Consider the following 23,935-nt stretch of genomic DNA (forward strand, 5'->3'; position numbering starts at 1 on the left):
CAGATTGTGCGGCGACACTGAACAAGGAGGATATCAGATGCTGAGCGTATACCTTTCCGGCGAAATCCATACCGACTGGCGCGAGCAGATCATCGAGGGGGCCAAGGGCCTGGACGTGGAATTTTCCGCGCCGGTGACGGATCACGGGGCCAGCGACGATTGTGGCGTGGAAATCCTCGGCGCGGAAGAGAACAAGTACTGGCACGATCACAAGGGCGCCATGGTGAACGCGATCCGCACCCGCAAGGGGATCGAGGAGGCCGACTTGGTGGTCGTGCGGTTCGGCGACAAGTACAAGCAATGGAACGCGGCCTTTGACGCAGGCTATGCCAGCGCGATGGGCAAGTCGCTGATCATCCTGCAACCGCCGGAGCATGACCACGCGCTGAAAGAGGTGGATGCCGCGGCATTGGCCGTGACGCGGGAGCCGGGGCAAGTGGTGGAGATCCTGCGCTACGTTTTGGAAGGCACCTTGCCGAAGTAATTTCATTTGTCGAAGTGAGGTCCCGGGTCAAGCCCGGGACGGGCCTTCGGTGAGACCGGCGTGGTGGTCAGAGTTTCTGGGCGATGTCATGCCTCGGGCTTGCGGTCTTCGGGTTGGAGCCGTCGCACGAGGTTGCCGCAGGTTTCCACGATGCTTTGCAGGCGTTCCTCGAGCCGGGTCATTTCGAGCATGGAGCCCTTGAGCGTTTCGCTTTGGTCGCCGATATCGGCCAGCTTGCGGAAGACATCCTCGGACGAGGCGATCTTGGCCTCGGCATCGGCGACGACGGCGCGGAGGGAGTCGAGCAATTCGGCGGCGGAGGCGTTCTCGGCCTCGGGCAGGGCGGCGTCTAGCTCGGCGATCTGGCCGCGTACGGCGGCAAACCATTCGTTCGACAGGCGCGGTTCGCGCTTGGCCGAGATCATGGCGTCGCGTTCCAGGCGGCGCACGTCGGACACCACGCTATCGATGGAGCCGCGCAGATCGCTTTGCAGCGCGATGATATCGTCGTTGGCGGCGACCACCTTGCCCAGCACGGCGTCCAGTTCAGCGATGATGGTCGAGATGCGGTCGAGAAAGAGGTTGAGGTCGCGCGCCAGCACACCGAATTCGTCGGAGGTTCGGATTTCGGCCCGGTGCCCGAGGGTGCCATAGGCGCGGGCGAGCTTGCTGACGGTCGAGCGCAGTTCCATCAACGGCTCGAGCCGGGCGCGCAGGATCAGGAACAGAAGGAACGAGTGCAGCACGATCTTGCCCGCCGACAGGGCCGCGGTCAGGCGAACGTCCTCGGCCCAGAGGGCGAAGTCGCGGGCGAGGTAGTTGCGGACCGTCACGGTGCCGAGCGTATCGCCCACCTCGGCTTGGCTATGGCAGGCAAGGCAGAACGCCTCGGCCTCGATATCCAAGGTCGAGACACGGAAATTGCCTTCGGGCCAGTCCGCTGCCGGGATACCCACCGGAGTGAAGTCGAAGCCGTCCTCGATCGAGGCCACGGTGACGGGCGCGGGTTCGATGGCGATGACATAGCCCAGGTCGGACCAGTTGGTCTCCAAAATGGGATACATGGTGCGGGCGGCCACCGGCCCGCCTTCGTTGCGCATGATGGAGCGGACATTATCGGCCAGGTCCTCGGCCACGACCTGGGCCTCGTCCTCGCCATTTGTGACGTAGTTGTAGTAGACCAGCGCGGCTTTCAGCGAGAACTCCAGCACCGTGACGATCACGAGGATGATGAAGAAGTCCCGGATCATGTGGATCAGGAACGACTTGTCGAAACGTCCGATAGAGGGGTTGTCGTCGCTCAGCATCCCATTGCCCCTGTAAACCCGTTTCGGTTGAGTTAGCACGGGGTGCGCGAAAGGGTAGATCAACAAAGCGTCAGTATGGCTGCCGGAACCCGCTTTGCGTGGTCTTCAAGGTTCAAACCCGGTGCGGCATGGGATAAGCGGAACCGGCCGGTCCGGCCGTTTGCGGATCGGGTTCAAATGGAAAGTTACCCCAATGGACTGGGCGGCCCTGGCAAGAGAACTGGTGACGCTGATCGTGGTGATCGACCCGGTCGGGTCCATCCCGGTCTTCCTGTTTGCTGTGCAGGGCGTGCCAAGGGCACTGCACCGGCGGTTCGCGTTGCGGGCGGTGGCGTTGCGGCGCTGGTGCTGCTGGCGTTCCTGGTGGGCGGGCAGTTCCTGCTGGAATCGCTGGGGCTGCGGCTGGGGTCGTTCCAGATCGCGGGCGGGATCATCCTGTTTCTGTTCGCGATGACGATGATTTTCGGCGAGTCGAAGCCCGCGCGCGAGATCGAGGAGGCGGAGCGCGACCACCTGGCGGGCGCGGTCTTCCCGCTGGCGATGCCGTCAATCGCTTCGCCCGGGGCGATGCTTGCCATCGTGATCCTGACGGACAACCACACGGAATCGATTGCGGATCAGGCGATCACGGCGGGGCTGCTGACGCTGGTGTTGTTGTTGACGCTCGGGCTTTTGCTGGCGGCGACCTATGTGCACCGGGTGATCGGCAGCACAGGGGCCAGCGTGATCAGCCGGGTGATGGGGATCGTTCTGGCGACGATCGCGGTGGACGCGGTGCTGGGCGGGTTCGATGCGTTGGGTGTAATGGACGTGGCGCCGCCGCCGGTGGAGAGCCCGTTGAACAAGGCGACCCCGCGGTAGCAGGGGATGCGCGCGTGGGGTCTCACCCACCCTACGGTGTCTCGAGCGCGCAAGCTTGAAACGAAAGGCGGGCACGAAAGGCGGTCACGAAAAAGCCCCCGCGCCTGAAGCACGGGGGCGGTGTCTGCCCGGTCGGGGCGTGTAAGGCTTAGCCGATGGCGGCGGCTTTCACGTCCTCGTCGATATAGGGCAAGTACTGCTCGAAATTGTCGGCGAACATCTTGACCAGCTTGTTGGCCTGCGCGTCGTAGGCCGCGCCGTCATCCCAGGTGCGGCGCGGGTCCAGCAGGACCTCGGGCACGCCGGGGACGCTGACCGGAACCTCGAAGCCGAAATTGGCGTCTTTGCGGAACTCGACCTCGTTGAGCGAGCCGTCGAGCGCTGCGGTCAGCAGGGCACGGGTGGCCTTTATGGGCATCCGCTCGCCGGTGCCGTAGGCGCCGCCGGTCCAGCCGGTGTTGACCAGCCAGCAGGTCGCGCCGTGCTTGGCGATCTTTTCGCGCAGAAGGTTACCGTAGACCTCGGGGCGGCGCGGCATGAAGGGCGCGCCGAAGCAGGTGGAAAAGGTCGGCTCGGCCTCGGTCAGGCCGCGCTCGGTTCCGGCGACCTTGGCGGTGAAGCCCGACAGGAAGTGATACATCGCCTGCGCCGGCGAGAGGCGCGCGATCGGGGGCAGCACGCCGAACGCGTCGCAGGTCAGCATGATGATGTTCTTGGGATGCCCGCCAAGCGCGGTTTCCGAGGCGTTTGAGATATAGCTCATCGGATAGGCGCAGCGCATGTTGGCCGTCAGTGAATCATCGGCAAAGTCCAGTTCGAGCGTTTCCTCGTCATAGACCATGTTCTCGATCACGGTGCCGAATTTCTCGGTCGTGGCGTAGATTTCCGGCTCTGCCTCGGGGTCGAGATTGATGGTCTTGGCATAGCAGCCGCCCTCGAAGTTGAAGGTGCCGCGATCAGACCAGCCGTGTTCGTCATCGCCAATAAGCGTGCGATTGGGATCGGCCGAAAGGGTGGTCTTGCCGGTGCCGCTGAGGCCGAAGAAGATGGCGGTGTCGACCGGGTTGCCGTTGGCGTGGTTGGCCGAGCAGTGCATTGGCATGATGCCTTTTTCGGGCAGCAGGTAGTTCAGGACCGAGAAGACCGATTTCTTGTTCTCGCCCGCGTATTCGGAATTGCCGATGAGGATCAGTTTGCGGTCGAAGTTGATGGCGATCACGGTTTCCGAGCGGCACCCGTGCTTTGCGGGGTCGGCCTTGAACGTGGGGCAGTTGATGACGGTGAAATCGGCGGTGAAATGGTCAAGCGCGTCACGTTCGGGGCGGCGCAGCATGTGGCGGATGAAGAGGCCGTGCCAGGCCAGTTCGGTCACCATGCGCATGTTGATAGAATGGGCGGGGTCGGCGCCGCCGACGAGATCCTGCACGAAGTAATCCTTGCCCTGCATGTGGGCGACCATGTCGGTGTAAAGCTGGTCGAATGCCTCGGGCGTCATGGGTGCATTGTTGTCCCACCAGATGTGCTCGGCCACGCTGTCGGTCTTGACGACGTGCTTGTCCTTGGGCGAGCGGCCGGTGAACTGGCCGGTGGAGACAAGGAAGGTGCCGCCTTTGCCGAGGCGGCCTTCGCCCTTGCGCAGGGCCTCTTCGATGAGGGCGGGTTCGATCAGGTTGTAGTGAACTTCGCCCAGTCCGGTGATGCCTTGATCCTCGAGGGTGAAGTTGGGGTTGACCCGTCCTGCTGACATGCTTGCGCTCCTTGAGTTCTGGCCGTCCGCCCTTCGTGGCGGGGCTGACCATGCAGGTCCGCCGAAATTGGCGGTGAGAAACCGGTTCTTGCCGGATGATCCGCGGGCCTCTTAACATGACGGTTTTATGATTGAACAGGACGCAAATGCACAGTTAGCGCAACCAAATCGGGCGTTAGCGCCATCATGGGCGAGCTGCCGCCAAGGTTCTGCAATCGCGGACTGCAAAAGTGAGTCAATTTAGCCATTCCTAAGACATTTTCGCGTCAGATGGTCGGGAAAGCCCGGCTGATTCGCAGTTTGGGATTGATTAAAAAGCCGAAAACGGCCCATAGTATCGGAAAAAAGCAGGCAACCGAGCAGTACAAGGAAATCATAATGTCAAAAATCGCCCTTGTGGACGATGACAGAAATATTCTGACATCGGTCTCCATGACTCTCGAGGCGGAAGGCTTCGAGGTCGAAACCTACAACGATGGACAGCAGGCCTATGAGGCTTTCACCAAGAAACTGCCCGACATGGCGGTGCTGGACATCAAGATGCCCCGGATGGACGGGATGGACCTGTTGCAGAGGCTGCGGCAGAAATCGGCGATGCCGGTGATTTTCCTGACCTCCAAGGACGACGAGATCGACGAGGTCCTGGGCCTGCGCATGGGCGCGGACGACTACGTAAAGAAGCCGTTCAGCCAGCGTTTGCTGGTCGAGCGTATCCGCGCGCTGCTGCGCCGGCAGGATGCGGTCGATGGCAATGTCGTGGCCGAGACCGAAGACACCAAGGTGATCGAGCGCGGCGAGCTGCGCATGGACCCGCTGCGCCACGCGGTGGCGTGGAAGGGTCAGGACGTGTCGCTGACCGTGACCGAATTCCTGCTGCTTCAGGCGCTGGCGCAACGACCTGGTTTCGTGAAAAGCCGCGATCAGCTGATGGACGTGGCCTATGACGACCAGGTTTATGTTGACGACCGGACCATCGACAGCCACATCAAGCGTCTGCGCAAGAAGCTGCGGATGGTGGACCCGGAGTTTTCGGCCATCGAGACGCTGTACGGGATCGGGTATCGGTACAACGAGGAATGATGGCCTGAAACATGGCATTGGCGGAGGGCTTCCAGGTGCGCGATCACACGCTGAATGACGACGACGGCGTTGTTCTTGGCGATGATTTCGTGGCGCCGGAAAATGTCGTCGAGGAAGAGGTCCGCAGGCGCCGTGCGCGGCGGGGCTATTTGTCGGGCGGCGGCGGATCCCTGACGCGCAAGATCATTACCTTCAACCTGATCGCACTGAACGTCCTAGTGGCGGGGATCCTCTACCTGAACTCGTCGCGTGACGGGCTGGCGCAACAGCACGCCGACGGGTTGCAAAGTGACGTGGAACTGATCGCCGACGTGTTTGAGGCGCAACTGCCCGAGGGCGCGCCTGTGAGCCTTGTGGCGATGGACGGGCTGGACGTTGCGGGCACGCTGGACGGGCTGGACGTGCAGCAGGGGGTCGAGGTGCTGGTCTATGACCGCGCTGCCCAACTGGTGGGCCGGACCGAGGGCCACCTGCCGCGTCCGGGCGCGGGGGTGCCGGACAAGCCCACGGTGATCACGGATGCGTTGAACCAAGTCTGGAACGGGGTGTCGGCGCCGTTTTCGGCGATTCTGAGCACCGAGACGGAAATCAGCGTCGAGACACTGGCCCAGGGCCTTGTCGAGGATGCGCTGGAAGAGGGCACGCAGGTCGGCCGCGGCGACGACGACGGCTCGACCATATTCGCGGTGGCGACGCCGATCCTACAGGGTGATCGCCCTGTTGGCGTGGTCGCATTATCGAGCGCGTCGGGTGAGATCGACAAGCTGAGCCGCATGGAGCGCGAGCGCGTCTTGCAGATGTTCCTGGTGGCGACGCTGGTGTCGGTGGGCCTGTCGCTGATCCTGGCCTCGACCATCGCCAACCCGCTGGCGGAACTGGCCGCCGCCGCCGAAGTGGGCGGCGCGCGCAACCGCCAGGGCGGCGAAAACGGCGGCGGGCGCATCCGCATCCCCGATTTGACTGCACGACCGGACGAGATCGGGCGGCTTTCTGGCGCTTTGCGGGGCATGGTAACCGCGCTTTATCACCGGATCGACGGCAACGAACAATTCGCTGCGGACGTGGCGCACGAGATCAAGAACCCGCTGGCATCCTTGCGCAGCGCGGTGGGCACGATGCGCGTGGCTAAGCGCGAGGACCAGCGCGAGAAACTGCTGAACGTGATCGAGCATGACGTGCGCCGGCTCGACCGGCTGGTGAGCGATATCTCGAACGCATCGCGGCTGGACAGCGAACTGGTGCGCGAGGAGCAGGAGAGCTTTGACCTGATCCAGATGCTGGACAACCTTGCGCATTACCTTGGCGAACAGGCGCAACAGAAGGGCGTCGAGTTCATTACCGATTTCCCGAAAGACCCGATCGTCATCATGGGTCTGGAAGCACGGCTGGCGCAGGTCTTCGTGAACCTGATTACCAATGCCACCTCGTTCTGCGAGGAAGGCGACGCCATTCGCCTGTGGGCCCGTAAACGCGATAACCGTGTCGTTGTCGTGGTCGAGGATACCGGGCCGGGCATTCCCGAACAGGCGCTGACCAAGATCTTCAACCGCTTCTATTCGCAGCGTGACGCCAATGATTTTGGCAACAATTCTGGCCTTGGACTTTCGATCTCGAAACAGATTGTCGAGGCGCATGAAGGTGTGATCTGGGCCGAGAACATCCGGCCCACGGATGCCGACGTCACCTCGGACCCGCTGGGAGCGCGCTTTGTCGTGGGTCTGCCGGTTTGACGCGAGGGGCGCGGCGCCTTTTTTGACCGCTTACGGACCGCCGGAATGACGGGCACGCAGATTCTTCACGCGACCACCGTTGCCATCGACGGCCGTGCCGTGCTGATCCGCGGCGCGTCGGGCAGTGGCAAGTCCGGTTTGGCGCTGCAACTTATGGCAATGGGCGCGGAACTGGTGTCGGACGACCGCACTGTGGTGTGGGCCGAGGGCGCAACGCTCTGGGCCGACGCGCCGGACACGATCCGCGGACAGATCGAAGCACGTGGCGTGGGCATACTGCGCAGCCCTGCGGCGGGACGTTGCGCGGTTGCGCTGGTGGTCGACATGGACGAGGTTGAAACCGAGCGTCTTCCCGAAGCCCGGAAGGCGCGGGTCATGGGCATACCGTTGCCCGTCATTAACAAATCCGAGAGCGCCCATTTTTCTGCTGCGGTGTCAGTATATCTAAGGGGCGAAAGGCTGGAATGAGGAGTGGCCCGCGATGCCGGCAGGCCCGATAAACAACAGACTGGTTCTGGTGACCGGCCCCTCGGGGGCCGGGCGCACCACGGCGATCCGTGCGCTGGAAGACATGGGGTTCGAGGCCATCGACAACCTGCCGCTGTCCCTGTTGCCGCGACTGATCGAGGGCAATGGGCCGGACAAGCCGCTGGTTCTGGGCGTCGACACGCGCAACCGGGATTTCTCGACCAATGCGCTGATCGAGGTGATCGACACCCTGAGCGCGGATGCGTCGGTGCATTTGCAGGTGCTATACCTCGACAGCAGCGCCGAGGTGCTGACGCGGCGGTTTTCCGAGACGCGCCGACGGCACCCGCTGGCCCCGGCCGAGACGCCGGATGTGGGGATCGCTCGGGAGTTCGACCTGCTGGGCCCAATCCGGGCGCGGGCGGATATCCTGATCGACACGTCGGAACTGTCGCCACATGACCTGAGGGCGGAATTATCGCGCTGGTTCGCGCCGGGCGAGGGCGGGCAGATGTCGGTCTCGGTTCAGTCGTTTTCCTACAAGCGCGGGCTGCCAAGGGGCCTGGACATGGTGCTGGATTGCCGGTTCCTGCGAAACCCCTATTGGGAGGCCAGTTTGCGCGGGCTGACCGGGCAAGACCGGCGGGTGCGGGCCTATGTGGGCGATGACCCGATGTTCGAAGGCTTCGCCGCGCGGGTCGGTGACCTGGTGCGTCAGTTGCTGCCGGCCTACAAGGCAGAGGGCAAGGCCTATCTGGCGATCGGCTTCGGCTGCACCGGTGGCCAGCACCGCAGCGTCACGATGGCAGAAACCTTGGCTCAGGCCCTTGCAGAGGCAGGCTGGCAGGTGTCTATAAGGCATCGCGAACTGGAACGGCGCGGACTGCTTGCGCCGTCCGGCCCCGGCGAAAAGACCGAGGCGAAGTTGAAAGGAGACATCGGGGCGTGATCGGGATCGTGATCGTGGCACATGGCGGACTGGCCCAGGGCTATCTGAAGGCGATAGAGCATGTCGTCGGTGGGCAGTCGGGTATTCAGGCCATCCCGATCGAGGGTGATTTCGACCGGTCCGAAAAGCAGGATGAGATCTGCCGCGCCGCCGACGAAGTAGATACCGGCGACGGCGTTCTGATCGTTGTGGACATCTTTGGCGCGTCGCCGGCGAACCTGTCGCTGAAGGCGTGCCAGCCCGAGAATCGTCGCATCCTCTATGGGGCGAACCTGCCGATGCTGTTGAAGCTGGCCAAGAGCCGCGATCTGTCGGTGCCCGATGCCGCCCGCGCCGCGCTGGATGCGGGGCGCAAGTATATCGACAGTCACACCCCGTAAAGCGGGCCGGACCAAGAAAGACCAAGACCGAAATGACAGACACCGTCACGCGCCAGATCGAAATCGTCAACGAGAAGGGCCTGCACGCGCGTGCGGCGGCCAAGCTGGTAGAGGTGGTCGAGGGATTCGACGCGCAAGCCGAGGTCAGCCAAGATGGCCAGACCACGGGCGCGGACAGCATCATGGGCCTTTTGATGTTGGCAGCGTCGCGTGGAACGACTATTGACGTGCGAGCCTGGGGGCCCGACGCCGAGGCGCTGGCGGATGCCGTGAGCGCGTTGGTGGCCGACCGGTTCGGCGAGGACATGTAGGCACAGAGTGCGCGGCGGGACGGGAACAGACCACGTGGCGGAAAAGGCGCAGGATCAAAGCGGCGATGGATCGCCCGGATCGGTCAATTTCACGAAGTATGACCGGCGCAGCCTGACATATGCCAACTCCTTTGATAGTCCCGGTACGGCCTTCACCATACGGGCCGTCGAATGGTTCACCGGCAAGCTGACGATCATCAAGATGATCCGCGAGTTCGAGAAGAAAGGCGCGCCCACGGGTCAGCCCTTCTGGCGCGCGGCGCTGGATACGATGGGTATCCCGCTGCTGACCCCGCAAGAGCAGATCGACAATATCCCCGAGACCGGCCCGGTGGTGCTCGTGGCGAACCATCCGCATGGGCTGGTGGACGGGATGATACTGGCTGATCTGATCGGGCGGCGGCGCACCGACTACAAGATTTTGACGCGGGCGCTGTTGACCGGGATCGACGAGGTGGCGGCGTCCTACATGATCTCGGTGCCGTTCCCGCACGAGCCTGACGCGCAGCGCAAATCGGTCGAGATGCGCGCCAAGGCAATGGCGCACCTGAAGGAGGGCGGCGCGATCAGCGTGTTCCCGTCCGGCGTGGTGGCCTCGTCCGACAGCCTGTTCGGCCCGGTGAAGGAGCGGGAGTGGAATGTCTTCACCGCGCAAATGATCCGGCGGTCGGGGGCCACGGTGGTGCCGATCTATTTTCCGGGCGCCAATTCGCGCGCCTACCAGATGGCCAATTGCGTTTCGCCGACGTTGCGCCAGAGCCTGCTGCTGCACGAGGTGGTGCGGGGCTGCAACCACCCGCAAAAACCCGTGGTGGGGCCGCCGATCACGCAAGAGCAGATGGAGCTTCTGGACAAGGACCCGCGCGGGTTCATGGCGTGGTTGCGCGAGCATACCCTGAGCCTGGGCGAGGGGTGACGTCGCGTCCGAACGGTTTGATGCCTCCGGCGGGAGTATTTCGGCAACAGTGAAGCGCGATGCCTCACCGGGGCGGAGTCGTCAGCCCGAAGGCCTGAAAAACGTCGATATACTGCCTGTCGTCGGAGATCCTGGCCGGGACAGTCCGCATGTTGCTGAGGGCTGGGCCCTTGCGAATGCGTCCTGCCATGTCGAAATGAGAACTGCCGCAGGGACAGAAGAAGCCGCCGAAATCGCCATGTTGCGCCAGGGGGACACATCCGAACCGGGGGCAGACGTTCCAGATCGCGAGCCATTCGTGATCGATCGTTCTGTTCCGGTCATAGGGCAAAAGGAGCTGCCCGGACCCGCCGCGTTCGGGCCTGCGATCGCGCCAGTCTTTAAGGATGTCCTGCGACAGCGCCCGTTCGGTCTGATCGGCGTTGCGGTGCCAGATCAGCAGGGGCCGGCCGCTGATTTTATAGGTTCTGGTGTCGCCTTCCGGAATATCCGTCAGCGGAAGCCGCAGGCTTTCGCGGGTTGCCACGATGTCCGCAGTCGTGCCAGTTGCGCGGAAGAGCCCGGTCGCCCCTGCGGCCAGCGTGACGGCACCGGCACCGGCGGTCAGATAATAGAGAAAGGAGCGGCGGCGCGCGTCCATCACCTCGTGGGCACGGGCTCGTCGCCGCGATAATCGTAGAAGCCGCGGCCAGTCTTGCGGCCGAGCCAGCCGGCCTCGACATATTTCGTGAGGAGCGGGCAGGGGCGGTACTTGGTGTCCGCCAGCCCGTCATGCAGCACGTTCATGATGGCAAGGCAGGTGTCCAGCCCGATGAAATCGGCGAGTTCCAGCGGCCCCATCGGGTGGTTCGTGCCGAGCTTCATCGAGGTGTCGATGGAAATGACCGAGCCGACGCCCTCGTAAAGCGTGTAAACCGCCTCGTTGATCATGGGCATGAGGATGCGGTTGACGATGAAGGCGGGGAAATCCTCGGAACTGGCGGCGGTCTTGCCGAGATTTTCGACCACGGCGAGGCAGGCGTCGTAGGTGGGCTTGTCGGTGGCGATGCCGCGGATCAGTTCGACCAATTGCATGACCGGCACCGGGTTCATGAAGTGGAAGCCCATGAATTTCTCGGGGCGGTCGGTGCGGCTGGCAAGGCGTGTGATCGAGATCGAAGAGGTGTTCGACGTCAGGATCGTGTCGGGGCCGAGATGCGGCACGAGGTCCTCGAAAATGGCCTGTTTGACGGTCTCGCGTTCGGTGGCGGATTCCACGATGAGGTCGGTGGCGCCAAGCTCTGGCAGGTCGAGCGTGGTGGTGATGCGCGACAGCGCGGCGTCGCGGTCCTCGGCCTTCATCTTGTCGCGGCTGACCATGCGGTCCATGTTCGACTTGATCACGCCGAGGCCCTTGTCCAGCGCCTCTTGGTTGATGTCGTTTAGCAGGACGTCATAGCCCGCGACGGCCATCACATGCGCGATCCCGTTGCCCATCTGTCCGGCGCCGACGACGCCCACCTTGCGGATGTCCATGAAGGTCCCTTTCGCTTTTGCGACACCATATGCCCCGTGCCGCGGGCGCTGCAAGGGAAAGCGGCCGTTAAAATTTTAGTCAATTTGCACCTTTAACGGAATCGCAAGGCCTGCGGCCCAAAGCTGGCAATTGGGTGAGTTAAATGAGGTGGGCGTGATGTCCTTTCATGGCAAGGGCCGCTGGAAAGCGGCGCCGGAGGCATGCCGTTACGGGGCGTCGAAGCTGGCGTTTCGAGGGCCGAAGCGGAGCCTGACGAACGAGTACGTGGCGTTCATCGGTGGAACGGAGACCTATGGGAAGTTCGTCAGCCGACCTTTCGCGCAAGCCGTCGAGGCGGCGACGGGCGTGGCATGTGTCAACTTGGGCCAGCCCAACGCGGGGATCGACGTGATGCTGGGCGACCCGGGGCTGGCGCGGATCGCGTCGGGGGCTGCGGCAGTCGTGTTGCAGGTGCCGTGTGCGGCGAACCTGTCGAACCCGTTCTATAAGGTGCATTCGCGGCGCAACGATCGCTTTCTGCGGGCCGAGCCGCCGTTGTGCGCATTGTTCACAGAGGTGGATTTCACAGAGTTCAGTTTCACGCGGCATATGCTGATGCATCTGCGGAATGTGTCGCCGGAGCGGTTCGGCGAGGTGCGGCAGGGATTGGCGCAGGCCTGGGACGTGGGGATGCGGCGGCTGATCGCGGAAATCCGGGCGCCGGTGATACTGTTGTGGTTTTCCGAGCGCGCCCCGGACCGGGATGACGACGCGGTCGAGGCGCGGTGCGAGCCGGTGCTGGTGGGGCGCGAGATGCTGGCGGGTTTGCAGAGCCACGTGGTGGCGTTCGTGGAGGCCGGCGACATGGCGCGCGGCAGTCAGGGCGTGGAGTGTCACACGCCCTACGCGGCAAGGCGCGATGGGGATGGGCCAAGGAACCTGCCGGGTCAGGCAGCGCATGACGCGGTGGCTGAGGCGTTGATCCCGGTGTTGGCGAAGGTCCTCGACCCGTGAGAGTTTGATCGGGCCCGTCGCGCGTGGGTTTTCACCCACCCTACACGTGCCCAAAAACGAAAAGACCCGCCTCGGGGGCGGGTCAGTTCGATATCATGTGCGGACCGGCTCAGCCGAGCTTTTCGGTCAGTTCCGGCACGGCGTCGAAGAGGTCGGCTACGAGGCCGTAATCGGCGACCTGGAAGATCGGGGCCTCTTCATCCTTGTTGATGGCGACGATCACCTTGGAGTCCTTCATGCCCGCAAGGTGCTGGATCGCGCCCGAAATGCCGACGGCGATGTAGAGATCCGGCGCCACGACCTTGCCGGTCTGTCCGACCTGCCAGTCGTTGGGAGCATAACCGGAGTCGACGGCCGCACGGGACGCGCCGACGGCGGCGCCCAGCTTGTCGGCGAGGTTCTCGACGAGTTCGAAATTCTCTTCCGAGCCGATGCCACGGCCGCCGGAGACGACGACGCCCGCCGAGGTCAGCTCGGGGCGGTCGGATTCAGCAACCTTGTCCTCGACCCATTCCGACAGGCCGGGGTTGTCGGCGGCGGAGATGGTCTCGACCGAGGCCGAGCCGCCGTCACTGGCGGCGTCGAAGGTGGAGGTGCGGAAGGTGACGACCTTCTTGGCATCCGAGGATTTCACCGTTTGGACCGCGTTGCCGGCGTAGATCGGACGCTCGAACGTGTTGGCGTCGACCACGCCCGAGGCGTCGGAGATCACCATGACGTCCAGAAGGGCGGCCACGCGGGGCATGACGTTCTTGGCGTCTGTGGTGGCCGGGGCCACGATGTGCTCGTAGTCGCCTGCGAGCGACACGATCAGCGCGGCGGTGGATTCCGCCAGCCGGTGGCCCAGCGAGGCGTCCTCGGCCACGAGGACCTTGGAGACACCGTCGATCTTGGCGGCGGCTTCACCCGCGGCGGCGGCAGAGCCCCCGGCGCAGAGCACGGTCACGTCGCCCAGCTGTTTGGCTGCGGTGACGGCCTTGGCGGTGGCGTCGATAGCCAGTTCGCCGTCGTTGACTTCGGCAAGAAGAAGTACAGACATTACACGGCCCCCGCTTCTTTGAGTTTGGCGACAAGTTCATCGACCGATCCGACCATTTCGCCGGCCTTGCGGGCCTCGGGCTCTTCGGTCTTGACGATTTCGAGGCGCGGCGCGACGTCGACGCCGTAATCGGCGGCGGTTTTCTCGTCGAGCGGCTTTTTCTTGGCCTTCATGATGTTGGGCAGCGAGGCATAGCGCGGCTCGTTGAGGCGCAGGTCCACGGTGACGATCGTGGGCATCTTGACCTTGATCGTCTGCAGACCGCCATCGACCTCGCGAGTGATAACGGCATGGTCGGCCTCGACGTCGAGCGCCGATGCGAAGGTGCCCTGGCTCCAGCCCAGGAGGGCAGAAAGCATCTGGCCGGTGGCGTTCATGTCGTTGTCGATGGCTTGTTTGCCAGCGATCACGAGGCCGGGCTCTTCTTCCTTGACGACGGCGGCAAGGATCTTGGCGACGGCGAGCGGTTCGATGTCGGTGTGCACGTCATCGGCGGCCTCGACCAGGATGGCGCGGTCGGCGCCCATGGCCAGCGCGGTGCGCAGGGTTTCCTGCGCCTGCTTGACGCCGATGGAGACGGCGACGACTTCGTCGGCCTTGCCGGCTTCTTTCAGGCGGATGGCCTCTTCGACGGCGATTTCGTCAAAGGGGTTCATCGACATTTTGACATTGGCAAGATCGACGCCCGATCCGTCCGCCTTGACGCGGACCTTCACGTTGTAGTCGATCACGCGTTTGACAGGCACGAGCACCTTCATCGGCATGGTCTCCCTAAAAAATTGCGCAGAGCCGCTGCGAAACGACCCCGCCCCTTGCTCTGGGGCGTTTGATACAGAACTGTTAGCCGGGGAAACAGGGTAAAATCGTCACGTTTCCGACTTGCGACGTCGCGTTTCCGGTGCAGTACGGAGTTTCTTGCTCGGCTTCGTGGCCGTGGCGCCCCGATCAGCGGTTGGCGCCCGGTGTCCAGAGCACGTCGTCACGCCCCGAATCGTTGGCCATGCGGGCGGCGACGAAGAACCAGTCGCTGAGACGATTGAGATATTTGACTGCCGCCGGATTGACGTGTTCCATCGTGGCCAGCTCCACCGAAAGCCGCTCGGCCCGGCGCGAGACGGTGCGGCAGAGATGCAGATGCGCCGAGAGCGCCGAGCCGCCGGGCAGGATGAAGCTGCGCAGGGGTTCGAGAACCTTGTTCATCGTGTCGATCTCGGTCTCAAGGCGGGCGACCTGGCTGTCGACCATGCGCAGGGGCTCGTATTCGGCCTTGTGGTCGTTTTCCATGTCAGGGCGACAGAGATCGGCGCCGAGGTCGAACAGGTCGTTCTGGATGCGCGACAGCGCGGCGTCGGTTTCGCCCTCGGCGTGCAGACGGGCAAGGCCGACGGTTGCATTCACTTCGTCGACGGTGCCGTAGGCGGTGACGCGCATGGAGTGCTTGGCCACGCGAGACCCGTTGCCGAGCGCGGTTTCGCCGTGATCGCCGGTCTTGGTGTAGATCTTGTTGAGAACGACCATGTTCATTCACCTCCCATTTGGCGGCGGATATAGACGAAAAGCAGGATGAGGACCACCGCGACGAACTGTGCGATGATGCGCCAGCGCATGAACTTGTTCGAGCGCTTGGCGTTTTCGATGCCTTCCTTGCCGAAGTTCGAGATCCCCATGATGAGGACAACTGCGACGACGCCGCAGGCGAGCGCGACGATGATGAAGAGAGGGTCGTTGAGCATGTGAGACTCTTGGTTTTTCCGGTCAGGGGCGGAGGTAGCCCGTCTGTGTCAAAAGGCGAATGGGATATGGTGACGCGGGGCCGCTCTCCCGCCGTTCCGGGCCGTCCTGCTACAATTTCGCCTGAATCCAGTCGAGGGCGCTGGTGGGCAGGATGCGCCGCAGGATATCCAGTAGGTACGTCGGTGTGGTCACGAAATAGCGCGGCCTGGGGCGCGGAGATTCCAGCGCATGGATCAGCTTTTTCGTGACGGCGGGGGCGGGCAATTCGAACGTGTCGGGGCCGCTGCTATGGTAGAGGCGCGGGATGAGGCGCTTTTCGTAGAGCGACCGGGCGGGCGCGTTTTCCCAGTCGATCCAGCGTTCGAAATGGGGGATCGAGTTGACGCGGATCTTGGAGGTCACCGGTCCGGGTTCGATCAGGACGATATGGATCGGCGTGTCGCGCATCTCGATCCGCATTGTGCTGGTCAGCCCTTCGAGCGCGTGCTTGGTGGCATTGTAGGCGCCGCGCATGCGCAGGGTGGCGAAGCCCAGTACCGAGGAGTTCTGCACGATGCGGCCGTGACCTTGCGCGCGCATCACGGGGATGACTTGCCGCGTGAGGTCGTGCAAGCCAAAGAAGTTGGCCTCGAATATATCGCGCAGAGCGTCGGTGGGCAGGTCCTCGACCATGCCGGGGCAGCCGAAGGCGCCGTTGTTGAAGAGCGCATCGAGTGTGCCGCCGGTGGCATCGAGCACCTCGGCCAACCCGGCGGTTATGGTGTCGGGCTTTTGATAGTCGATGCGGGGACTGTCGAAGCCTTCGGCCCGCATCCGCGCGCAATCCTCTTCCTGTCGGCAGGAGGCGAAAACGCGCCAGCCGCGGGCCCGCATGCCGTGTGCCGCGTCATAGCCGATGCCCGACGAACAGCCAGTGATAAGAAGGGATTTCTGCGTCATGGCCGGACCTTGGCGCGGTCCGGCGCTATATGCAATCGCTTTGAGTGGAAATCACTGCGCCGGGGCGCTGACGAGCCAGTCGGCCATCCAGCCCGTTTCGCCGGTTTCGAGAACCTCGAGTTCCAGCCAGCCATTGGCCGCCCTGCCGAGCACGGCCACTTCGGCACCTTCGCCAAGATTGCCGACGCGGGCAAAATCCGTGCCGGGACCGCCGCGCATGTTAGCGGAGCTGGCCGTCACGTAGCGGATGTCGCCGCTGGTCGTGCCAGCGCGCGCCGTGCGCGCCGCTGCTTCGGCCTGTTTGCGCAGCTCGGCCTGCGAGGCTTGCTGTTCGAACAGCTCGATTGCGCCGGGCCAGTGCTTTTTGACCTCGTCCGCCGCTTCGCCGCCTTCGTCCAGAGCGGCAAGCACGGCGTTGTCCTCGTCGCTGCTCTCCGTCAGGAAACGGGCCTTGTCTTCCACCCGCTCGGTGCGGGCGGTTTCCTGCGCTGACCCCGCTTCGGACATGTCGCTGAGCGAGGCAAGGGTGATCTGGAGACGCTCGGGCTTGTCTTGCTTGGGCAGGTCGATGACCTCCGGCTCGGCAGGGTCGGCCGGTTGCGCGTCAGCGACGGTTGTCTCGGACTCCGGAGCGTTCGCCTGGGACTGGATGGAATTATCACGCGGTGCGTAATCGGCGCCGCCGCTCATCTCCCAGAAGGCGAAGCCAAGAAAAGCAAAAGTTACCAATATGAAGCGCCACATTGCGCGAATCCCCCGAGGCAGCGAAGTCAATTTCTTGTTATAGAACACAAGTTACACGATTCGGTTCCGACCGGCATGGGAAAAGGTGCGGAATCTTCCCAACCTGTGCTTTACCTGCGCAAGGGCCAAGGCTATCACAGCATTTATGAGTGATTTGGTCGATGACCCCAACATAGGCCCCGAGAGCGGGGGCGATGCCGTGGCGGAGCCGCTGCGCCGGGCCATCGGCGAGCGCTACCTGACCTATGCGCTGTCGACCATCATGCACCGCGCCTTGCCGGATGCGCGCGACGGGCTGAAGCCGGTCCATCGGCGTATCCTGTTCGCCATGCGCGAGCTTCGGTTGAGCGCCAGCGGGGGGTTCCGCAAGTCCGCGAAGATCAGCGGCGACGTGATGGGCAACTATCACCCGCATGGCGATGCCGCGATCTATGACGCGATGGCGCGTCTGGCGCAGGATTTCAACGTGCGCTACCCACTGGTCGACGGGCAGGGGAATTTCGGCAATATCGACGGGGACAACCCGGCCGCCAGCCGGTACACAGAGGCGCGGCTGACTATCGTGGCCGAGGCCCTGCTGGACGGGCTGAACGAGAACGCAGTTGACTACCGGGACAATTACGACGGTACGCTGACTGAGCCTGTGGTGCTGCCGGCGCAGTTTCCGAATCTGCTGGCCAACGGGTCGAGCGGGATCGCGGTGGGCATGGCCACGAACATTCCGCCGCACAATATCGCGGAACTGGTGGATGCGTGTCTGCATCTGATCAAGACGCCGGATGCGCGGGACGACACGTTGCTGAACTACGTGCCGGGGCCGGATTTCCCGACTGGGGGCATCATCGTGGAGCCGCCCGAGGCAATCGCGCAGGCCTATCGCACCGGCAAGGGCGGGTTCCGGTTGCGGTGCCGCTACGAGGTCGAGGATCTGGGGCGCGGGCAGTGGCAGATCGTTGTCACCGAGATCCCCTATCAGGTGCAGAAGTCCAAGCTGATCGAGAAGCTGGCGGAGGTCATCCAGACCAAGAAGGTGCCAATCCTGGCCGATGTGCGGGACGAGAGCGCCGATGATATTCGCGTGATCCTTGAGCCTCGTTCGAAGAACGTGGAGCCCGAGGTGCTTATGCAGTCGCTCTATCGCAACTCGGATCTGGAAGTGCGGTTCAGCCTGAACATGAACGTGCTGGTCGACGGGGTGACGCCCAAGGTCTGCAGCCTGAAGGAAGTGCTGCGCGCCTTCCTCGATTTCCGGCGCGAGGTGCTGATCCGGCGGAGCGAGCACCGGATGGAGAAGATCGACCACCGGCTGGAGGTGCTGGAAGGGCTGATCGTGGCCTTCCTGAACCTCGACCGGGTGATCGACATCATTCGCTATGACGACGACCCCAAGGCGGCGCTGATGCGCGAGGATTGGGGGCGTGAGTTCACCCGCGCCAAGGACGAGGCGGATTACGTGCCGCCCATCGAGGGTGGCGAGGACGGGCTGACCGAAGTACAGTCCGAGGCGATCCTGAACATGCGGTTGCGCAGCTTGCGGCGGCTGGAAGAGATCGAGCTGGTCAAGGAGCGTGACGCGCTGATGGCAGAGCGCGCGGGGCTGGAGGACCTCTTGGAGAGCGAGGGGCTTCAGTGGGATGCGATCTCGGATCAGCTAAAAGAGGTGAAGAAAAAGTTCGGCAAGGACTATGAGGGCGGCGCGCGCCGGACCACGTTCGCCGAGGCTGGCGAGGTCGAGGAAGTGCCGCTGGAGGCGATGATCGACCGCGAGCCGATCACGGTGGTCTGTTCCAAGATGGGGTGGATCCGGGCCATGTCGGGGCATATTGACCTCGACCGCGAGCTGAAATTCAAGGACGGCGACGAAGGGCGGTTCATCTTCCATGCGGAGACGACCGACCGACTGTTGGTCTTTGGCACGAACGGGCGGTTCTACACGCTGAGCGCGGCCAACCTGCCCGGCGGGCGGGGGATGGGAGAGCCCTTGCGCCTGATGGTGGACCTGCCAAACGAGTCCGACATCGTGGCGATCTTCATCCACAAGCCGGGGCGGAAATTGTTGGTGGCGTCCTCGGCGGGCGACGGGTTCATCGTGCCCGAGGACGAGGTCGTGGCGCAAACACGCTCTGGCAAACAGGTGCTGAACGTGCGCGACGGCGTACGGGCGCAGGTGTGCCGGGCGGTTTCGGGCGATCACGTGGCCTGCGTGGGCGAGAACCGCAAGGTGCTGATCTTCCCGCTGGATGAGCTGCCCGAGATGGGCCGCGGCAAGGGCGTGCGGTTGCAGAAATACAAGGATGGCGGGTTGTCCGATGCCACGACCTTCACGCTGGCCGAGGGCCTGAGCTGGCTCGATCCGGCGGGGCGGACACGGACCGAGACCGCGCTGGAGGAATGGACGGCGCGCCGCGCCGGTGCGGGGCGCATGGCGCCGAGGGGCTTTCCGCGTAACAACCGTTTCACCTGAGATTGATTTGTCGTGTGCGGGGGTTACCGCTTAGCTTTCTTGCAGATGCATGCAAGGAGGATGGATATGCTTTTGACACGACGGATAGTGATTGCGAGCGGTGCGGCGGCACTGTTGGCTCGGCCGGGTATGGCCGACGAGCCGCGCTGGTACCAGAACCGGGCCTATGCCGCGGACGGCGCGGACGTGGTGGCCTATTTCGGGCTGGAGCCGGGTGCGAACGGAGTGGCCGGATCGGACGAATTCGTCACCGAGTGGAACGGGGCGAAATGGCGGTTTTCGTCTGCCGAGAACCAGGCGGCGTTCGAGGCGAACCCGCAGAAATACACGCCGGCCTTCGGTGGCTATTGTGCTTGGGCGGTGTCGCAGGGCTACACCGCGCATGGCGACAAAGATGCCTGGACGGTGCATGGCGGTAGGCTTTACCTCAATTACAACAAGTCGGTGCGCCAGCGGTGGTCGGGGGACATTCCGGGCAACGTGTCAAAAGGCGAGGCGAATTGGCCGAACGTTCTGGGCGGCTAGCGTCGGTGTGCGTGGGTTTTCACACGCCCTACGGCTTAAGTTTTGCCCAAGGCAGGAGGTCCCGGGTCAAACACGGGACGGGGTGAGGTATAAGCCAGCGGACGCGTCAGGCGACGGAGGCCGGTTGCGGCGTCGAGACTGGCTCGGCTTCGAGCCAGACGCCGCCTTCGGGGCGCAGGGTGAGGATCATCACCGGGTCCGGGTTGCGGCCGGCGACGGGGGTGAAGCGGAACCGGTTGAGTAGCGTGCCGAGGATGATCACCGCCTCTTGCAACGCGAAGCTGGCACCGATGCAGATGCGCGGGCCGTCGCCGAAGGGCAGATAGGCGTAGCGCTCCACCGATTTGCGGTCGGCAAACCGGTCGGGGCGGAAGGCGTCGGGATCTTCCCAGAGCATGTGATGGCGGTGAAGCGCATATATGGGCAGAATCACCGTGTCGCCCTTGCGGATCTCGCGCCCGCAAAGCGTGTCGTTGGCCATCGCCGTGCGGGAAACCATACCGGCAGGGGGATAGAGGCGCAGGGCCTCGTCAATGATCTGGCGGATGAAGGGAAGTTTTTCCACATGCTCGCCCGTCACCGGGCCGTCGCCGCAGACCGCGCGCAACTCGGCGCGGGCGCGGTTCTGGACGTCTTGGTCGAAGGCGCAAAGGTAGAGCGACCAGCCAAGGGTGAGCGCGGTCGTCTCGTGGCCTGCGACGATGAAGGTCAGCAGATTGTCGCGTAGTTCGGCAGTGTTCATCTGGCGCTTGGTCTTGGGGTCCTCGCCTTCCATCAGCAGGTCGAGCAGGTCGGGCACGCCCTCGGGGCCGCGCTGGCGGCGCGCCTCGATCGCCTCGTCGGCGATGCGGCGCATGTCGCCCACAGCGTTGCGGGAAAAGATCAGGCGGCCGGGGCGCGGCACCCAGTCGGGCGCGCCCAGCACGTCGAGCAGGGAAATCTTGCCAGCCTCGGAGATATAGGCGTCGATGCCGCGATGCACCGCGTCGGCGTCGAACATGCCGTCGCCGGAGAAAGTCACGTCGGCGATGACGTCGAAGGTGGTGCGCACCATGTCGGCGGCCATGTCGATGGCGCGAGGGCCGGCCTGGGCCACGCGGTCGGCGCTGCGCTGGGCGGCGGCGGTCATGATTGGCGCGAGGTTCATCACGTTGCGGTGCGAGAACACGGGCGCTGCCGTGCGCCGCTGCCAGCGCCAGTGTGCGCCCTCGGCGATAAAGAGCGACTCTCCGATGGCGGGTTTCAGCAGGTTCTTGGTGACCAGCGACTTGGGGTAGGTATCCACCCGCTCCAGAAGCATTTCCCGGATCGCGCCGGGGTCCATCACCATGTGCCACCGCTTGCCGGTGCGGCCCGACACCATGGGCTGGCGGGTGGCAAGTTCGGGGATGATGCTGAGCACGTTGCGCCGCGCCGCGCCGAGACTGCCGAGAACGCCCATCGGCTCGGTGACGAGGGGGACTTTGACGGGGGTGTCGGCGTGGGACATGCGGTCTCCGGTTCTGTCTAAGTCAAACATAGGCGCGCCAGAGGCATGCGGCAAACCTGCGGCGGAAATCTGCGGCAATATGGGGCAGGGCGGGAATTGCCAGCGCCGGGCAGTCTTGCTAACGCTGAAATGGGACGGATCCGGGGGGCGGGGATGCTGCGAATACTGGCTTTGGGGTTGATGATTGCCGGCGTGGCGGCCTGCACACGGGTGGACGACCTAGATGATGCGCCGGTCTACCTCGGCAATTTCCATCTTGGGCATAACGTGGTGGCGGCGCCCAATCTGCAGAAAGGGCCGCTGTCGCGCGAGGCCAGCAAGGCGGCGTGGATCGTGGCGATGAGAAAGGCCGTGGACGAACGGTTCTCGCGGCAGGAAGGCACGCGGCTTTATCACCTAGGGATCACGCTTGAGGCCTATGTTCTGGCGCGCGCGGGCATCCCGGTAGTGGCGGCGCCGAAGTCGGTGCTGGTGCTGAAGGTCACGGCGTGGGACGACGCGGTACAAGCGCGGCTGAACGAGACGCCGGAACTGATCACCGTGATCGAAAGCCTGTCGGGGGATACGGTCGTGGGCTCTGGCCTGACGCGGACGGCCGAAGAGCAGATGCAGGTGTTGACACAGAAAGCGGCCAAGCTGATCGAGAACTGGCTGGTGCGGCAGAACAATGCCGAAGGCTGGTTCGAGGATGATGGCCGGCCGGCCCGGTCCAAGGCCAGGGCTCGCGCGGCGCAAGCGCGGGCGGCGGCCTCGGAAGAAGAGCGGATGCAGGCGGCGGACAAGGCGGCGTTGAAAAAGGCCCAAGCGCAGGGGGCGGAATAGGAAGCGCTCCAGCCCCTTGGCCGTGGCGGCGTCACTCCGGTCCGCATGGGCGTCGGAAAGACGCATGAACCGCTTGATTTTCCCGGTTGAAGCCAATAAATCCGCGGCCAGTAGCAATTCGGGCCGCGACAGGCCCCCAATAGGATAAGGCGCCCACGAGATGGCAAAGGAAAAGTTTGACCGTTCGAAACCGCACGTGAACATCGGGACCGTTGGTCACGTTGACCACGGCAAGACGACGCTGACGGCGGCGATCACGAAGTATTTCGGTGACTTCCGCGCGTATGACCAGATCGACGGTGCGCCGGAAGAGAAAGCGCGCGGGATCACGATCTCGACCGCGCACGTGGAATACGAGACCGAGAACCGTCACTACGCGCACGTCGACTGCCCCGGCCACGCCGACTACGTCAAGAACATGATCACGGGTGCCGCCCAGATGGACGGCGCGATCCTGGTGGTGAACGCGGCCGACGGCCCGATGCCGCAGACCCGCGAGCACATCCTGCTGGCGCGCCAGGTGGGTGTTCCCGCGCTGGTAGTGTTCCTCAACAAGGTCGACCAGGTCGATGACGAGGAGCTGCTGGAGCTGGTCGAGATGGAAGTGCGCGAGCTTCTGAGCTCGTACGACTTCCCGGGCGACGACATTCCGATCATCGCGGGCTCGGCGCTTGCGGCGATGGAAGGCAACAACCCCGAGATCGGCGAAGAGAAGATCCGCGAGCTGATGGCGGCGGTCGACGACTACATCCCGACGCCCGAGCGCGCCGTGGACCAGCCGTTCCTGATGCCGGTCGAGGACGTGTTCTCGATCTCCGGCCGCGGCACGGTTGCCACGGGCCGGATCGAGCGTGGCCTGATCAAGGTCGGCGAAGAGATGGAGATCGTGGGCCTGAACAAGAACAAGAAGACGACCTGCACGGGCGTCGAGATGTTCCGCAAGCTTCTGGACCAGGGCGAGGCCGGCGACAACGTGGGTCTGCTTCTGCGCGGTATCGAGCGTGATGCCGTCGAGCGCGGCCAGGTGCTGTGCAAGCCGGGTTCGGTGACGCCGCACACGAAGTTCGAGGCCGAGGCGTACATCCTGACCAAGGAAGAGGGTGGCCGTCACACGCCGTTCTTCGCCAACTACCGTCCGCAGTTCTACTTCCGCACGACGGACGTGACGGGCACGGTGACGCTGCCCGAGGGCACGGAGATGGTGATGCCGGGTGACAACCTGAAGTTCGAGGTCGAGCTGATCGCGCCGATCGCGATGGAAGACGGCCTGCGCTTCGCCATTCGCGAAGGCGGCCGCACCGTCGGCGCCGGCGTCGTGTCAAAGATCGTCGAGTGATCTGAGGCAAAGCGTCATCCCGGGCAAGGTCTTGGATCTCTCGGAAAAATTTGGAAGGGCGTCCAGAACGGGCGCCCTTTTCTTTTTCGGGCTGGGGTGAG

At 63.9% G+C, this 23,935-nt stretch carries 24 protein-coding genes and 1 pseudogene; 14 read left to right on the forward strand and 11 right to left on the reverse strand.

Annotated features, from left to right (window positions below):
* Positions 1–37: 37 nt before the first annotated feature.
* Positions 38–484, forward strand: coding sequence for a YtoQ family protein (locus FIU86_RS03045; protein WP_152473734.1), 447 nt, complete (start codon positions 38–40; stop codon positions 482–484).
* A gap of 86 nt (positions 485–570) precedes the next feature.
* On the opposite strand, the gene FIU86_RS03050 is transcribed toward FIU86_RS03045, so the two are convergent.
* Positions 571–1,791: a HAMP domain-containing protein gene (locus FIU86_RS03050; protein WP_152473735.1), complete on the reverse strand. Its 1,221-nt coding sequence runs from the start codon at positions 1,789–1,791 to the stop codon at positions 571–573.
* A 193-nt stretch (positions 1,792–1,984) separates the two neighbouring features.
* On the opposite strand from FIU86_RS03050, the pseudogene FIU86_RS03055 reads away from it, so the two are divergent.
* A pseudogene (locus FIU86_RS03055) lies at positions 1,985–2,652 on the forward strand (MarC family protein).
* A gap of 148 nt (positions 2,653–2,800) precedes the next feature.
* Here the strand turns inward: FIU86_RS03055 and FIU86_RS03060 are convergent.
* Entirely contained in the window at positions 2,801–4,399 is a 1,599-nt protein-coding gene (locus FIU86_RS03060) for a phosphoenolpyruvate carboxykinase (RefSeq protein WP_152473736.1), read from the reverse strand.
* Positions 4,400–4,777: 378 nt separating this feature from the next.
* On the opposite strand from FIU86_RS03060, the gene FIU86_RS03065 reads away from it, so the two are divergent.
* The 7 genes from FIU86_RS03065 to FIU86_RS03095 are packed head-to-tail and all read left to right on the forward strand — an operon-like array spanning position 4,778 to position 10,233.
* Positions 4,778–5,479: a response regulator transcription factor gene (locus FIU86_RS03065; RefSeq protein WP_103762079.1), complete on the forward strand. Its 702-nt coding sequence runs from the start codon at positions 4,778–4,780 to the stop codon at positions 5,477–5,479.
* An 11-nt stretch (positions 5,480–5,490) separates the two neighbouring features.
* Positions 5,491–7,209, forward strand: coding sequence for a sensor histidine kinase (locus FIU86_RS03070; RefSeq protein WP_152473737.1), 1,719 nt, complete (start codon positions 5,491–5,493; stop codon positions 7,207–7,209).
* A 45-nt stretch (positions 7,210–7,254) separates the two neighbouring features.
* A complete protein-coding gene (locus tag FIU86_RS03075; RefSeq protein ID WP_152473738.1) occupies positions 7,255–7,677 on the forward strand; it encodes an HPr kinase/phosphorylase in 423 nt (140 codons plus the stop codon).
* A 13-nt stretch (positions 7,678–7,690) separates the two neighbouring features.
* A complete protein-coding gene (gene rapZ / locus FIU86_RS03080) occupies positions 7,691–8,626 on the forward strand; it encodes an RNase adapter RapZ (RefSeq protein WP_152473739.1) in 936 nt (311 codons plus the stop codon).
* Positions 8,623–9,006, forward strand: coding sequence for a PTS sugar transporter subunit IIA (locus FIU86_RS03085; protein WP_152473740.1), 384 nt, complete (start codon positions 8,623–8,625; stop codon positions 9,004–9,006). The genes rapZ and FIU86_RS03085 overlap by 4 nt, the downstream gene beginning before the upstream one ends.
* Positions 9,007–9,038: 32 nt before the next feature.
* Positions 9,039–9,317, forward strand: coding sequence for an HPr family phosphocarrier protein (locus tag FIU86_RS03090; protein ID WP_152473741.1), 279 nt, complete (start codon positions 9,039–9,041; stop codon positions 9,315–9,317).
* A gap of 34 nt (positions 9,318–9,351) precedes the next feature.
* Positions 9,352–10,233, forward strand: coding sequence for a lysophospholipid acyltransferase family protein (locus FIU86_RS03095; protein ID WP_152476895.1), 882 nt, complete (start codon positions 9,352–9,354; stop codon positions 10,231–10,233).
* Positions 10,234–10,297: 64 nt separating this feature from the next.
* Here FIU86_RS03095 and petA read toward each other — a convergent pair whose 3' ends face one another.
* Together petA and FIU86_RS03105 are read right to left on the reverse strand one after the other, a co-directional pair.
* Positions 10,298–10,873 (reverse strand): ubiquinol-cytochrome c reductase iron-sulfur subunit, encoded by a 576-nt coding sequence (gene petA / locus FIU86_RS03100; protein WP_152473742.1) that lies wholly within the window; start codon positions 10,871–10,873, stop codon positions 10,298–10,300.
* Complete coding sequence (locus FIU86_RS03105) at positions 10,873–11,748, reverse strand: 3-hydroxybutyryl-CoA dehydrogenase (protein ID WP_152473743.1); 876 nt, start codon at positions 11,746–11,748, stop codon at positions 10,873–10,875. The genes petA and FIU86_RS03105 overlap by 1 nt, the downstream gene beginning before the upstream one ends.
* Before the next feature lie 157 nt (positions 11,749–11,905).
* On the opposite strand from FIU86_RS03105, the gene FIU86_RS03110 reads away from it, so the two are divergent.
* Complete coding sequence (locus FIU86_RS03110) at positions 11,906–12,742, forward strand: DUF6473 family protein (protein WP_172977412.1); 837 nt, start codon at positions 11,906–11,908, stop codon at positions 12,740–12,742.
* A gap of 109 nt (positions 12,743–12,851) precedes the next feature.
* Here FIU86_RS03110 and FIU86_RS03115 read toward each other — a convergent pair whose 3' ends face one another.
* The 6 genes from FIU86_RS03115 to FIU86_RS03140 all read right to left on the reverse strand — a co-directional run bounded on the left by FIU86_RS03115 (position 12,852) and on the right by FIU86_RS03140 (position 17,198).
* Positions 12,852–13,781, reverse strand: a complete 930-nt coding sequence (locus tag FIU86_RS03115) for an electron transfer flavoprotein subunit alpha/FixB family protein (RefSeq protein WP_152473745.1) — start codon at positions 13,779–13,781, stop codon at positions 12,852–12,854.
* Positions 13,781–14,539, reverse strand: coding sequence for an electron transfer flavoprotein subunit beta/FixA family protein (locus FIU86_RS03120; RefSeq protein ID WP_152473746.1), 759 nt, complete (start codon positions 14,537–14,539; stop codon positions 13,781–13,783). Before FIU86_RS03120 ends, FIU86_RS03115 begins: the two co-directional genes overlap by 1 nt.
* A gap of 187 nt (positions 14,540–14,726) precedes the next feature.
* Positions 14,727–15,299 carry a cob(I)yrinic acid a,c-diamide adenosyltransferase gene (locus tag FIU86_RS03125; protein WP_152476897.1) on the reverse strand — a complete coding sequence of 191 codons (573 nt, stop codon included), beginning with the start codon at positions 15,297–15,299 and terminating at the stop codon, positions 14,727–14,729.
* Positions 15,300–15,301: 2 nt separating this feature from the next.
* The gene (locus FIU86_RS03130) at positions 15,302–15,514 is read right to left on the reverse strand and encodes a twin transmembrane helix small protein (protein WP_152473747.1); all 213 of its coding nucleotides are present in this window, start codon (positions 15,512–15,514) and stop codon (positions 15,302–15,304) included.
* Between the two features lie 109 nt (positions 15,515–15,623).
* Positions 15,624–16,454, reverse strand: coding sequence for an SDR family NAD(P)-dependent oxidoreductase (locus tag FIU86_RS03135; RefSeq protein ID WP_152473748.1), 831 nt, complete (start codon positions 16,452–16,454; stop codon positions 15,624–15,626).
* 51 nt (positions 16,455–16,505) lie between these two features.
* The gene (locus FIU86_RS03140; RefSeq protein ID WP_152473749.1) at positions 16,506–17,198 is read right to left on the reverse strand and encodes an SH3 domain-containing protein; all 693 of its coding nucleotides are present in this window, start codon (positions 17,196–17,198) and stop codon (positions 16,506–16,508) included.
* A gap of 145 nt (positions 17,199–17,343) precedes the next feature.
* Here FIU86_RS03140 and parC point away from each other — a divergent pair, with 145 nt between their 5' ends.
* Entirely contained in the window at positions 17,344–19,662 is a 2,319-nt protein-coding gene (parC, locus tag FIU86_RS03145; protein WP_152473750.1) for a DNA topoisomerase IV subunit A, read from the forward strand.
* Positions 19,663–19,728: 66 nt separating this feature from the next.
* The gene (locus FIU86_RS03150) at positions 19,729–20,187 is read left to right on the forward strand and encodes a YHS domain-containing (seleno)protein (RefSeq protein ID WP_152473751.1); all 459 of its coding nucleotides are present in this window, start codon (positions 19,729–19,731) and stop codon (positions 20,185–20,187) included.
* 106 nt (positions 20,188–20,293) lie between these two features.
* Here FIU86_RS03150 and FIU86_RS03155 read toward each other — a convergent pair whose 3' ends face one another.
* Positions 20,294–21,676 carry a cytochrome P450 gene (locus FIU86_RS03155; RefSeq protein ID WP_152473752.1) on the reverse strand — a complete coding sequence of 461 codons (1,383 nt, stop codon included), beginning with the start codon at positions 21,674–21,676 and terminating at the stop codon, positions 20,294–20,296.
* A gap of 153 nt (positions 21,677–21,829) precedes the next feature.
* Here FIU86_RS03155 and FIU86_RS03160 point away from each other — a divergent pair, with 153 nt between their 5' ends.
* Both FIU86_RS03160 and tuf read left to right on the forward strand, forming a co-directional pair.
* Positions 21,830–22,498, forward strand: a complete 669-nt coding sequence (locus tag FIU86_RS03160; protein WP_172977413.1) for a hypothetical protein — start codon at positions 21,830–21,832, stop codon at positions 22,496–22,498.
* 160 nt (positions 22,499–22,658) lie between these two features.
* Entirely contained in the window at positions 22,659–23,834 is a 1,176-nt protein-coding gene (gene tuf / locus FIU86_RS03165; RefSeq protein ID WP_152473753.1) for an elongation factor Tu, read from the forward strand.
* Positions 23,835–23,935: the final 101 nt, after the last annotated feature.

It is taken from the genome of Roseovarius sp. THAF9 (assembly GCF_009363715.1).
Lineage (GTDB): Bacteria > Pseudomonadota > Alphaproteobacteria > Rhodobacterales > Rhodobacteraceae > Roseovarius.

Excerpts from the sequence above, each read along its gene's own strand:
- FIU86_RS03045 (WP_152473734.1), top strand. The coding sequence starts at position 38 with ATGCTGAGCGTATACCTTTCCGGCGAAATCCATACCGACTGGCGCGAG.
- FIU86_RS03050 (WP_152473735.1), bottom strand. The coding sequence starts at position 1,791 with ATGCTGAGCGACGACAACCCCTCTATCGGACGTTTCGACAAGTCGTTC.
- FIU86_RS03060 (WP_152473736.1), bottom strand. The coding sequence starts at position 4,399 with ATGTCAGCAGGACGGGTCAACCCCAACTTCACCCTCGAGGATCAAGGC.
- FIU86_RS03065 (WP_103762079.1), top strand. The coding sequence starts at position 4,778 with ATGTCAAAAATCGCCCTTGTGGACGATGACAGAAATATTCTGACATCG.
- FIU86_RS03070 (WP_152473737.1), top strand. The coding sequence starts at position 5,491 with ATGGCATTGGCGGAGGGCTTCCAGGTGCGCGATCACACGCTGAATGAC.
- FIU86_RS03075 (WP_152473738.1), top strand. The coding sequence starts at position 7,255 with ATGACGGGCACGCAGATTCTTCACGCGACCACCGTTGCCATCGACGGC.
- rapZ (WP_152473739.1), top strand. The coding sequence starts at position 7,691 with ATGCCGGCAGGCCCGATAAACAACAGACTGGTTCTGGTGACCGGCCCC.
- FIU86_RS03090 (WP_152473741.1), top strand. The coding sequence starts at position 9,039 with ATGACAGACACCGTCACGCGCCAGATCGAAATCGTCAACGAGAAGGGC.
- petA (WP_152473742.1), bottom strand. The coding sequence starts at position 10,873 with ATGGACGCGCGCCGCCGCTCCTTTCTCTATTATCTGACCGCCGGTGCC.
- FIU86_RS03105 (WP_152473743.1), bottom strand. The coding sequence starts at position 11,748 with ATGGACATCCGCAAGGTGGGCGTCGTCGGCGCCGGACAGATGGGCAAC.
- FIU86_RS03110 (WP_172977412.1), top strand. The coding sequence starts at position 11,906 with ATGTCCTTTCATGGCAAGGGCCGCTGGAAAGCGGCGCCGGAGGCATGC.
- FIU86_RS03115 (WP_152473745.1), bottom strand. The coding sequence starts at position 13,781 with ATGTCTGTACTTCTTCTTGCCGAAGTCAACGACGGCGAACTGGCTATC.
- FIU86_RS03120 (WP_152473746.1), bottom strand. The coding sequence starts at position 14,539 with ATGAAGGTGCTCGTGCCTGTCAAACGCGTGATCGACTACAACGTGAAG.
- FIU86_RS03125 (WP_152476897.1), bottom strand. The coding sequence starts at position 15,299 with ATGGTCGTTCTCAACAAGATCTACACCAAGACCGGCGATCACGGCGAA.
- FIU86_RS03130 (WP_152473747.1), bottom strand. The coding sequence starts at position 15,514 with ATGCTCAACGACCCTCTCTTCATCATCGTCGCGCTCGCCTGCGGCGTC.
- FIU86_RS03135 (WP_152473748.1), bottom strand. The coding sequence starts at position 16,454 with ATGACGCAGAAATCCCTTCTTATCACTGGCTGTTCGTCGGGCATCGGC.
- FIU86_RS03140 (WP_152473749.1), bottom strand. The coding sequence starts at position 17,198 with ATGTGGCGCTTCATATTGGTAACTTTTGCTTTTCTTGGCTTCGCCTTC.
- parC (WP_152473750.1), top strand. The coding sequence starts at position 17,344 with ATGAGTGATTTGGTCGATGACCCCAACATAGGCCCCGAGAGCGGGGGC.
- FIU86_RS03150 (WP_152473751.1), top strand. The coding sequence starts at position 19,729 with ATGCTTTTGACACGACGGATAGTGATTGCGAGCGGTGCGGCGGCACTG.
- FIU86_RS03155 (WP_152473752.1), bottom strand. The coding sequence starts at position 21,676 with ATGTCCCACGCCGACACCCCCGTCAAAGTCCCCCTCGTCACCGAGCCG.
- FIU86_RS03160 (WP_172977413.1), top strand. The coding sequence starts at position 21,830 with ATGCTGCGAATACTGGCTTTGGGGTTGATGATTGCCGGCGTGGCGGCC.
- tuf (WP_152473753.1), top strand. The coding sequence starts at position 22,659 with ATGGCAAAGGAAAAGTTTGACCGTTCGAAACCGCACGTGAACATCGGG.